Raw genomic sequence first — 10,193 nt, 5'->3', positions numbered from 1 at the left:
ATCGCCAGCCGCGTGCCTGCGTGCGCGCCCCCGACCCATGGAGTGAGTGTCAATGAGCGGCGGACCTCCGTTTCCCGCATCCCGCATGTCGTCCCCGTCTTCGACGGTCTTGCTGATTCTCGCCGCCGCCGCGCTGCTGTCCGGCTGCGGGCTGCTGTCAACGCAGAATCCGCCCGCGCCGATCAGCGAGGCGCTCGTCGAGCCCGTCGAGGAAGCCGCCGGCGAGCCGCTCACGATGCCGCCCGTGCCGCCGCCCATGCAGCCGGAAGAACCGGAAGCGCCGAAAAAGCCGCACCGCGAGGTGACGCGCCCGAAGCCGGTGCAGCGTCCCGAAACGCCGACACCGCCGCCTCCGCCGCCGGCCCCGCTCGTCGCGACACGCACGCTCGACCGCACCCAGATCCATGCGCTGCTCGACAGCGAAGTCGCGCGCCGCAACGGTAAAGTGATCGGCCGCGCGGTCGACATGGTGACCGACGCGAGCGGCAAGCCGCGCGAGATGATCGTCAACCTGCAGGGGTTCATGGGCGTCGGCGATCGCAAGGTCAGCTTCCCGTGGAATGTGTTCCGCTTCACACCGGGCGGCAAACAGGAACCGATCGTGCTCGACGTGCCGTCGGGCGACCTGCCCCCTGCCGCGCGGCCCAAGGCCGTGCCGCTGTCGGGTTCGGCCGCGGCGTCGCCCGCGACGCGACTGCCGATACTCGACAGCGACGTCGAGCGACCGAACGGCACGAAGATCGGCCGCGTTGTCGACGTCCTGATCGACCGCGCCGCGCAGCCGCAGGCCGTCGTGCTCGACCTCGGCGGACTCGTCAATACCGACCGCCGCTCGATCGCCGCGAGTTGGGGCGCGCTGCGCTTCGTCACGCGCGACAAGGCGCTGCATCCGCAGCTCGACCTGAACGACGCACAGATCAAGGCGTCGCCGCCCTACGCGGCCGACAAGCCGATCGTCGCGGTCTTCCCGCCCGTTGCCCCGGCGCCGGCTTCGTCTGCGAGTGCGACCCGATGACGATCAAGCATTCCGTCACCGTTCGCAGTCTGCGGTCCCTCGACTGGCTCAACTTCTTCGTTGCAAACGTTCAAACCGGGTTCGGTCCGTTCATCGCGTCCTACCTCGCGTCGCACAAGTGGACGCAGGGCGAGATCGGCATGGTGCTGTCGATCGGCACGATCAGCGCGATGGTCAGCCAGGTGCCCGGCGGCGCCGCCGTCGATGCGCTGAAAAACAAGAAAGGCGCGGCCGCGTGGGCGATCGCGGCGATCATCCTGTCCGCGGTGCTGCTCGCGTCGAGCCCGACGATCGTGCCGGTGATCGCAGCCGAAGTGTTCCACGGCTTCGCGAGCTGCATGCTCGTGCCGGCGATGGCCGCGATCTCGTTCTCGCTGGTCGGCCGAGCGGATCTCGGCGACCGGCTCGGCCGCAACGCGCGCTGGGCGTCGATCGGCAGCGCGGTCGCCGCGGGTCTGATGGGGCTCACCGGCGAGTATTTCTCCGCGCGCGCGGTGTTTTGGCTGACCGCCGTGCTCGCGTTGCCGGCGCTGTTCGCGCTCGCGATGATCCAGCCGACCCACGAAGTGATCCCGCAGTCGTCGAAACCCGACGATCACGACCATCGCGACGAAGGCGAGCAACGCGAAACGCTGCTCGAGCTGCTGCGCGATCGCCGGATGCTGATCTTCGCGGCGTGCGTGGTGCTGTTCCACCTGTCGAACGCGGCAATGCTCAACCTCGCGGCCGGCGAAGTGACGGCCGGGATGGGCGAGAACGTGCAGCTCGTGATCGCCGCCTGCATCATCGTGCCGCAGGCGATCGTCGCGATGCTGTCGCCCTGGGTCGGCCGCTCCGCGCAACGCTGGGGGCGCCGGCCGATCCTGCTGCTCGGCTTCTCGGCGCTGCCGGTACGCGCATTGCTCTTCGCCGGCGTGAGCAGCCCGTACCTGCTGGTGCCAGTGCAGATGCTAGACGGCATCAGCGCGGCGGTGTTCGGCGTGATGCTGCCGCTGATCGCGGCCGACGTCGCGGGCGGCAAGGGCCGCTACAACCTGTGCATCGGGCTGTTCGGGCTCGCGGCCGGGATCGGCGCAACGCTCAGCACGGCCGTGGCCGGCTATGTCGCCGATCACTTCGGCAATGCGACCAGCTTCTTCGGGCTAGCCGGCGCCGGCGCGCTCGCGGTGCTGCTGGTCTGGCTCGTGATGCCGGAAACGCGCGTCGAGAACGGCGATGCGACCACGGGCGAGCCGGCCGCAACGTCTCCCGAACAGGTGCGCTGACGCTGTCGCCCCGACAACCGATTCTCGACCGACGAACGATGGATACGATCAGGACCCTCAACGAAGCGCGCCAGCAGATCCAGCAGTCGATCTTCGATCTGTTCAAGGGGCTCTCGTTCAGCGAACGGTTCGTGCAAGGCGCGCTGATGGCGGTGCAGGCCGTCTGCGGCGCGTGCCTCGCGTATGCGATCGGCCGCGCACTGCACACCGAGCAGGCCGTGTGGGCGGCCATCACCGCGATCGCCGTCACGCAGCACAACTACTCGGACACGATGTCGCTGTCGCGCGACCAGTTCGTCGGCGCGATGATCGGCGGCTTGCTGGGCTTCGCCGGCGCGGCGCTCGGCGGCGATCGTCTGGTTGCATACGCGATTGCGGTCGCGGTCACGATCGTCAGTTGCTGGTGCCTGAACGTCGGCAGCGCGGCGCGGCTCGGCGGCGTGACCGCGACGATCGTGCTGCTGTTTCCGGGCAACGGCCCGCTGTGGGACATTCCGCTGATGCGGCTCGGCGAGGTCGCGCTCGGTACGGTGTGTGCGCTGGCCGTGTGCTGGGTGATGTCGCGAATCGAGCGACGCTGGTTCCGCCGGACGGCGGTCAAATGACGCGACGGCCGGAGCGCATGCCCGGCCGCCGGATGAACGGTCGAATGGCGCGTTACGGGCCGACCCGCAACACGATGCCAGAACCGATCTGCACGAGCAGATAGTCGCCGCCGACACCAACCCAGTGATAGCCGCGCGGCGGCGCGCTCAGGTGATAGCCGCGCCAGTCGTCGACCACGTACTGGCGATCGCGGAATTCGTCGGGAAGACGGTCGCCCTTGTGCCAGTCGCGGTGCGGCTGGTCGGCCCAGCGCGGCGGGACGTCGTCGCGATGCATCGCCTGGCCGGGCGGCATGTGCTGCGGGCCGTGGCCATGCTGCATGCCGGGGCCGCCGTGCTTGTCGTAGTTGCCGTGATCCTGCGCCATCGCGACCGGCGCTGCGAAACCCGCGGCGATCAGTGCGGCCAGCATCATCCCGTGCATCTTCTTCATTGTCCTTCCCTCCGAGTTGTCACGTCGAACCAGAGACGACTGCACCTGCCCGATGAAGACTAGCACACACGCGTGAACCGACGTCACGCGGCCTGCTGCTGGTACTGGATCCGGTGCAGGTGCGCGTACAGCCCGCCGTGGCGCAACAGTTCGTCGTGGCTGCCCTCCTCGACGACCTTGCCGGCCTCGAGCACGAGGATCCGGTCCGCGCGCTCGATGGTCGACAGCCGGTGCGCGATCACGAGCGTCGTGCGGCCTTCCATCAACCGTTCGAGCGCCGCCTGCACGTGGCGCTCCGATTCCGAATCGAGCGCCGAGGTCGCCTCGTCGAGGATCAGGATCGGCGCATCCTTGTAGATCGCACGCGCAATCGCGAGCCGCTGCCGCTGGCCGCCCGACAGACGCATCCCGTTGCCGCCGACCAGCGTGTCGAGCCCGTCGGGCATCGCAGCGACCGCGTCGGCGAGGTTCGCGGCCTCGAGCGCCGCCTGCACGCGCGCGCGGTCGGGCATCTGCCCGTACGCGACGTTCGCGGCGATCGTGTCGTTGAACAGCACGACGTCCTGGCTGACCATCGCCATCTGGCCGCGCAGCGCGTGGATGTCGTAGTCGGCCACCGGCACGCCGTCGACGAGGATCGCCCCGCCCGTCGGGTCGAAAAAGCGCGGCAACAGGTTCACGAGCGTCGTCTTGCCGCTGCCGGACGGCCCCGCGAGCGCGACCATCTCGCCCGGGGCGACCTTGAACGAAATGCGGTCGAGCGTCGGCCGCTCGGCCGCGCCGTAATCGAACGTCACGTCGCGGAATTCGATCTCGCCGCGCGCGTGCGGCAACGCACGGCCGCCGCCCTGCGGCTCGGCCGGCTCGTCGATCAGCCCGAAGATCAGCTCGGCGGCCGTCATCCCGCGCTGCAGCGGCTGGTTCACGTCGATCAGGTGCTTGAGCGGCGAAATCACGAGCAACATCGACGTGACGAACGCGACGAAGCCGCCGACCGTCGTCTGGTCGTTGCTCGACTGCACGACCGCGATCGTGATCACGACCGCGAGCGCGATCGACGCGAGGAATTGCGTCAGCGGCTGCGCGAGCCCGCCCGAGATCGTCATGCGCATCGCGTAGCCGCGCAGGCGCTTGCTCATCGTCGTGAAGCGGTCCATCTCGTATGCTTCGCCGTTGTGCACCTTGACGACCTTGTAGCCGCCGACCGTCTCCTCGACGATGTACGACAGCTCGTTGGTCAGCGTCTGGTGCTCGCGGTTCAGGCGCCGCAGGCGACGGTTGATCTTGCTGACGAGCCAGCCGATGCCCGGCAGGATCACCGCGACGATCAGCGTGAGCCGCCAGTTCAGATAGAACAGGTAGCCGAGCAGGAACACCACCGTCAGCGAGTCGCGCACGAGCGTGACCATCACGCCGGTCAGCACCGACAGGATCTGGTTGACCTCGAACACGATCGCGTTGATCACGGTACTCGCGGTTTCGCGCTGGAAGAACGACGCGCCCGTATGGAGCATCCGCTGGAACATCTCGAGCCGCAGCTGCAGCAGGATGCGGTTCGAAACGTAGTTGAGCAGGTAGTTCGACGCGTACTGCGATACGCCGCGCACGAGCGCGAGGCCGATCACCGCGATCGGCACGTACCATTTCGCGCGGTCGCTGCCGTGCGCGCCGAAACCGTGGTCGAGCAGCGGCTTGAGCAGCGCCGGAATCCCGGCTTCCGTGGCCGCGACGACGCCCATCGTCACCACGGCGAGCACCACGATGCCGATGAGCGGCCGAATGTACGGCCACAGGCGCTTGAGTACCGTGACCGGCGACGTACTCGTGCCGTCCATCGGTTTGCGAAGAGTGTTCTGGGTTTCCAAGGCAATCCTTCTTGAGCCGCGACGCGGCGCCCGGAGCATGACTGTCCGGGGGTTCGCCCCCGTCCGGCGGGTGCCGAAAAAGGCCCAACATTATAGCCGTACCACCTGCGCCGGCGCGGCCGACGCCGAAGCGGCCACTGGCCGGCACGCGGGTATACTGCCGCTCACCGTTTTCTCCGCCTTTTCGACGATTTTCATGGCAGAACCCACTCTCGGCGTCGCCCTCATCGCCCTCAATGCGGCCGCGCGGCTCGGGCAGTGCCTCGATGCGCTGGCCTTCGCCGACGACGTCGTCGTGATCGACGGCGGCAGCACGGACGATACCGTCGCGATCGCCCGCGCGCACGGCGCCCGCGTAATCGTGGAGCGCGACTGGCCGGGCTTCGGCCCGCAGAAGAACCGCGCGCTCGACGCGCTCGACACCGACTGGATCCTGTCGCTCGACACCGACGAGGTGGTCAGCCCGGAACTCGCGCAATCGATCCGCGACGCGATCCGCGCGCCGGCCGCGCAGGTCTACGCGATCGACCGGCTGTCGAGCTTCTGCGGCCAGTGGATCCACCACAGCGGCTGGTATCCGGACTGGATCCCGCGCCTGTTCCGGCGCGGCACGGCCCGCTTCTCCGACGATCTGGTGCACGAACGCCTCGTGTTCGATACGCCCGCGCAGCGGCTATCCGGCAAGCTGATGCACTATTCGTACGAGGATTTCGAAACGGTCGTGCGCAAGCTCGATGCGTATTCGACGGCCGGCGCGCGCCAGCGCCGCGCGGCCGGCCAGCGCGGCGGCTTCGGCAAGGCGCTCGCGCGCGGTGCGTGGGCGTTCGTGCGGACCTACGTGCTGCGGCGCGGGTTTCTCGACGGCCGCGCGGGCTTCATGATCGCCGTGTTCAACGCGGAAACCGTCTACTACCGGTTCCTGAAGCTCGGCCACGAACCGGCCCGCTGAGCGCACCCCCGGCCTGCGGCCGGCCCGGCGTTACAATGCCGGGCTGCCCGCGCACCATCCGCGCCCGCCCGAGGCGGCGCGCCACGCGCCGCCGACACGACGACCACCGAATTCGACCGCCATGTTCTCCATCATCATCCCGACCTGGAACAACCTGCCGTACCTCAAGCTCGTCGTCGACAGCCTGCGCCGCCATTCCGCGTACGATCACCAGATCATCGTGCACGTGAACGACGGCTCGGACGGCACGCTCGACTGGGTGCGCCACGAAGGCATCGAGCACACCGCGTCGCCGGCCAACATCGGCATCTGCCACGCGGTGAACCTGGCCGCCGCGCGCGCGACGCGCGACTACGTCGTCTACATGAACGACGACATGTACTGCTGCCCCGGCTGGGACGCGGCGCTCGTGCGGCGCATCGAGCAGATGCCGACCGATCTCTTCATGCTGTCCGGCACGATGGTCGAGCCGGTCGACACGCGCAACCCGTGCGTCGTCGTCAGCAATTTCGGCCGCGATGCCGAACAGTTCGACGCGGCGGGCCTCGTCGCGGCCACGCCGAAGCTTGCGCGCGCGGACTGGCTCGGCTCGACCTGGCCGCCGACGCTCGTGCATCGCGACTGGTGGAACCGCATCGGCGGCTACAGCAGCGAGCTGTCGCCCGGGATGAGCAGCGACAACGACTTCTCGATGAAATTCTGGGATGCCGGCTGCCGGATCTTCCTCGGCGTCGGCGACAGCCTCGTCTACCACTTCCAGCAGAAGAGCACGGGCAAGATCGTCAAGAACGACGGCCGCCGCCAGTTCCTCAACAAATGGGGCATGACGCAGGCCACGTTCGACCGCTATTACCTGCATCGCGGCGAGCCGGCCGGCTCGCGCATCGTGCTCGATACACCGGCCGTCGAAGGGCGGCTCAAGCGCGCGCTGCTGCGCTCGCGGATCAAGCGCGCATTCGGCTGATCGGGCCCCGGAAACGGCGCGGAAACGCGCGCTGCTTCGCGTATACTGCGCGCTTCGCCCCGGGTGCCGTCGGGGCGAGCGGCGCGCAGCACGGTGCCCGCATGCCGCATTCGTCCATTCGACAGGTCCCGATGCTTTCGTTTTCGTCTCACGCCACGCGGCGCCTTACCGCGGCCCGCACCTTCGCCGTCATCGCGCTCTGCATGGTGCCCGTCTCGACCGCGCTGACCAACGTGTTCTGCGCGCTGTTCGCGGTCGCGCTCGTGATTTCCCCCGAGTTCTGGCGCAACCTGCGCACCTTCGTCACCGAACCGGTGTCGCTCGCGGCGCTGCTGATCCTCGCTGCGCTGGCCGCGAGCGTCGCGTACACGGTCGCACCGCATCCGAAGGCATGGAACTGGGTCGCCAAGTACGACAAGCTGCTGCTGGTGCCGTTTGCCGTCCTCGCATTCCGCCATTCGAACTGGGCGCCGATCGTGCGGCGCTGCTGGTTCGGCACGCTGTGCGTGATCCTGTTGCTGTCGACCACCAATTACCTCGGACTGACCGCGATCGGGCCCGCGCATGCGACCGAGCTGCCGCTGTCGCGTGCATGGGTGTTCAAGAACCACATCGCGGCCGGCATGTTCGGCGCGCTGCTGTTCTACCAGGCGGCCGACCTCGCGCTGTCGGCCCGCACCATGCTGTCGCGTGCCGCGTATGCCGGCGTCGCCGCGTGGTCGCTGATCAACGTGTTCGTGATGCTGCAAGGGCGCACCGGGCAGGTCATCGCGCTGCTGCTGATCCTCGTCGTCGCCGTGCGTTTCGTGCTGCTGCTGCGCCGCCAGTCCGCGCTGCGCGCGGGGCTCGCCGCCGGCGCGCTGGTGCTGGCCGGTGCCGCACTCGTCGCAGCCGCGTGCACGGTGCACAACGGCCGGCTCGTAAAGGTCGTCTCCGAAGTGCAGCAGTATCGGCAGACCGATGCGGCCACGTCGACCGGGCTGCGTCTCGAGTGGTACAAGAAGGGGCTCGAGCTGTATCGCGTGCGCCCCGTGCTCGGCTACGGTGCGGGCGGCCTCGAGTTCGAGTTCCAGAAACTCGCGGCGGGCAAGACGGCGGCGGAAGGCCAGCTCACGTCGAATCCGCATAACGAATACATGCTGATGGCCGTGCAGCTCGGCACGCTCGGCGTGCTGCTGTTCGTGAACCTGATCGTGCAGATCGCGCGCGGCAGCCGCGCGCTCGATCCGCGCTCGCGGCATCTGCTGCTCGGCTGGCTCGCGATCTTCGCGATCGGCAGTCTCGCGAATTCGCTGCTGCTCGATTTCGCCGAAGGGCACCTGCTGGTGCTGCTCGCGGGCATCCTGCTCGGCTGCGGCGAGCGCGGCGAAGCGCTGCCGCGCGAGACGTCGGCAATTCGGCGCAGCGCGTAACCCGTCCGCGCAACGCGACGCGCGGACAGGCAGCGGGCGGGAAGCTGTACGCGCGGTTACCTCCTGTCTGCCGCCGAAGCAGCTTCAGCGGTGGAGCACCCGCGCCGCCGTCAGACGAGCGGGCACGCGCCTTCGACGCGTCACGTCGCGACGTCACTCCCCTTCTTCAAATCAGGAAACCGCGACTCGCGCGCGCGTCAGTCCGGTCGCGCGCGGTGCAGCCGCGACGTGTCGACGACCGTGTCGGCCGCGCCCGGCGGATTCAGCCCGAGCATCTCGGCGGCCGCGGCCTTTACGCGCTGCGTACCGAGATTGACGAGACAGTCGCTGCGGCTCTCGACATGACGCTCGCAGCCCTCGTGCCGGCACGGCACGCAGTCACCCTCGCCCTGCAGCAGCCACACATTGCCATGCCGCCCCGAGCCGCGCAGCGACCACGGATTCTCGGTCGCCGGCCAGTGCTGCGGCCACGGCCCCCAGCGCACCGGATCGGACGGACCGAACAGCGCGATCGTATCGGTGCCGGTTGCGGCCGCGACGTGCGTCGCGCCCGTATCGGGCCCGATGAACAACTTCGCGCGCCGCACGAGTTCCGCGCTTTCGCCGAACGTGAGGCGGCCGACCAGATTCAGCACGTCGCCGCCCGCCATCGTCGCGACCTGCTCCGCGTACTCGCGCTCGCGATCGGCCGGGCCGCCCGACAGCGCGATCGCGAACCCCTGTGCGCGCAACCATTCGATCATCTCGACCCAACCTTCGAGCCGCCATTGCTTGTAGCGGAACATCGGATACGGATGCAGCACGACGAGCGGCTTGCCGTCGCGAATCGCCGGCGACTCCGCAAGCCACGCATCGAAGCGCGCGCGCCGCGCGGGATCGTCGCCGATGCCCGGCGCGACGACCTCCGACACCGGCTCGATGCCGATGACGGGCGCGAGCGCCAGCGTGCTGACGACCGTATGGGCGGATTCGTGGTGATTGATCGCGATCCCGTCGAGCATCATCCGCGTGAGCCACGTGACGCGATTCGGATCGACGAGGCCGACGCGCTTGCGGCCGGCGAACCAGCTGTAGAAGCGCGGGCGGTCGGAACTCAGCGCGGCACACGCGAGATCGTAGCGGCGCCACATCGACATCGCATCGCGCAGCCGCTCGCCGAACCCCGCGCGCTGCGCGACGACGATCACGCGCCGCACGTCGGGGTTGTGCTCCAGCACACCCTCGGTGCCGCGAAACACCAGCATGTCGATCTGCGCGTCGGGCCAGCGCGCCTTCAGCGAACGCACGAGCGGCGTCGTCAGCAGCACGTCGCCGATACGGCGCGGTGCGGCGACGAGGATGGTTCTGGGCGGGCGGGCGGAAGAAAACAGGGCCACGGCAATCGTTCCGTCTAGCTGGCTGGACAAGGCTCGCAATGTACAGGATTTTGCGGCGGCCGGCGCAGCGCGGCACGTCACGACCGGGCTTCGCCGGCCGGCGGTACGGCACCGTCAGGCGGGCCTGCCGCCCGGCCCGCCGCGCGTACGCTTGCCGTGCCGGCGCGGCCTGCGTGTCCGGCGCTACGAAGCGATCGCGCAGACTTCGCGTTCCGTGCTCGCCGCGGCCGGGAGCGGCATCGTCTCGCTCGTCGGCTCGCCCTGGTGTCCGGTCCGGTCCAGCAGGTGACGCACCGCACGCTCGAGCGC

The 10,193-nt window shown here is 68.9% G+C and carries 9 protein-coding genes; 6 read left to right on the top strand and 3 right to left on the bottom strand.

Annotated features, from left to right (window positions below):
- Positions 1-52 precede the first annotated feature (52 nt).
- The 3 genes from J7024_RS34940 to J7024_RS34930 are packed head-to-tail and all read left to right on the top strand — an operon-like array spanning position 53 to position 2,885.
- Entirely contained in the window at positions 53-1,015 is a 963-nt protein-coding gene (locus tag J7024_RS34940; protein ID WP_124827610.1) for a PRC-barrel domain-containing protein, read from the top strand.
- Positions 1,012-2,280, top strand: a complete 1,269-nt coding sequence (locus J7024_RS34935; RefSeq protein ID WP_124827611.1) for an MFS transporter — start codon at positions 1,012-1,014, stop codon at positions 2,278-2,280. Before J7024_RS34940 ends, J7024_RS34935 begins: the two co-directional genes overlap by 4 nt.
- Positions 2,281-2,318: 38 nt before the next feature.
- Entirely contained in the window at positions 2,319-2,885 is a 567-nt protein-coding gene (locus J7024_RS34930) for an FUSC family protein (protein WP_175751215.1), read from the top strand.
- Between the two features lie 52 nt (positions 2,886-2,937).
- On the opposite strand, the gene J7024_RS34925 is transcribed toward J7024_RS34930, so the two are convergent.
- Both J7024_RS34925 and msbA read right to left on the bottom strand, forming a co-directional pair.
- Positions 2,938-3,318 carry an RcnB family protein gene (locus J7024_RS34925; RefSeq protein WP_124827613.1) on the bottom strand — a complete coding sequence of 127 codons (381 nt, stop codon included), beginning with the start codon at positions 3,316-3,318 and terminating at the stop codon, positions 2,938-2,940.
- Between the two features lie 83 nt (positions 3,319-3,401).
- Positions 3,402-5,153, bottom strand: a complete 1,752-nt coding sequence (gene msbA, locus J7024_RS34920) for a lipid A export permease/ATP-binding protein MsbA (protein WP_233409916.1) — start codon at positions 5,151-5,153, stop codon at positions 3,402-3,404.
- A gap of 226 nt (positions 5,154-5,379) precedes the next feature.
- Here msbA and J7024_RS34915 point away from each other — a divergent pair, with 226 nt between their 5' ends.
- The 3 genes from J7024_RS34915 (at position 5,380) to J7024_RS34905 (ending at position 8,508) form a co-directional block, all read left to right on the top strand.
- Entirely contained in the window at positions 5,380-6,132 is a 753-nt protein-coding gene (locus J7024_RS34915; RefSeq protein WP_124827615.1) for a glycosyltransferase family 2 protein, read from the top strand.
- 121 nt (positions 6,133-6,253) lie between these two features.
- Positions 6,254-7,096 carry a glycosyltransferase family 2 protein gene (locus tag J7024_RS34910; protein ID WP_124827616.1) on the top strand — a complete coding sequence of 281 codons (843 nt, stop codon included), beginning with the start codon at positions 6,254-6,256 and terminating at the stop codon, positions 7,094-7,096.
- Positions 7,097-7,227: 131 nt separating this feature from the next.
- Positions 7,228-8,508 carry an O-antigen ligase family protein gene (locus tag J7024_RS34905; protein WP_124827617.1) on the top strand — a complete coding sequence of 427 codons (1,281 nt, stop codon included), beginning with the start codon at positions 7,228-7,230 and terminating at the stop codon, positions 8,506-8,508.
- A 197-nt stretch (positions 8,509-8,705) separates the two neighbouring features.
- On the opposite strand, the gene J7024_RS34900 is transcribed toward J7024_RS34905, so the two are convergent.
- Entirely contained in the window at positions 8,706-9,884 is a 1,179-nt protein-coding gene (locus J7024_RS34900; protein ID WP_124827618.1) for a glycosyltransferase family 9 protein, read from the bottom strand.
- Positions 9,885-10,193 lie beyond the last annotated feature (309 nt).

Source organism: Burkholderia sp. WTPI3 (assembly GCF_021483755.1).
Classification (GTDB): domain Bacteria; phylum Pseudomonadota; class Gammaproteobacteria; order Burkholderiales; family Burkholderiaceae; genus Burkholderia.
Note: the sequence above shows the minus strand (reverse complement) of the source record. Positions and strands in the feature narration are given on the sequence as shown.

Bases quoted from the DNA above. Each gene is read 5' to 3' on its own strand.
- J7024_RS34940 (WP_124827610.1), top strand. From the start codon at position 53: ATGAGCGGCGGACCTCCGTTTCCCGCATCCCGCATGTCGTCCCCGTCT.
- J7024_RS34935 (WP_124827611.1), top strand. From the start codon at position 1,012: ATGACGATCAAGCATTCCGTCACCGTTCGCAGTCTGCGGTCCCTCGAC.
- J7024_RS34930 (WP_175751215.1), top strand. From the start codon at position 2,319: ATGGATACGATCAGGACCCTCAACGAAGCGCGCCAGCAGATCCAGCAG.
- J7024_RS34925 (WP_124827613.1), bottom strand. From the start codon at position 3,318: ATGAAGAAGATGCACGGGATGATGCTGGCCGCACTGATCGCCGCGGGT.
- msbA (WP_233409916.1), bottom strand. From the start codon at position 5,153: ATGGACGGCACGAGTACGTCGCCGGTCACGGTACTCAAGCGCCTGTGG.
- J7024_RS34915 (WP_124827615.1), top strand. From the start codon at position 5,380: ATGGCAGAACCCACTCTCGGCGTCGCCCTCATCGCCCTCAATGCGGCC.
- J7024_RS34910 (WP_124827616.1), top strand. From the start codon at position 6,254: ATGTTCTCCATCATCATCCCGACCTGGAACAACCTGCCGTACCTCAAG.
- J7024_RS34905 (WP_124827617.1), top strand. From the start codon at position 7,228: ATGCTTTCGTTTTCGTCTCACGCCACGCGGCGCCTTACCGCGGCCCGC.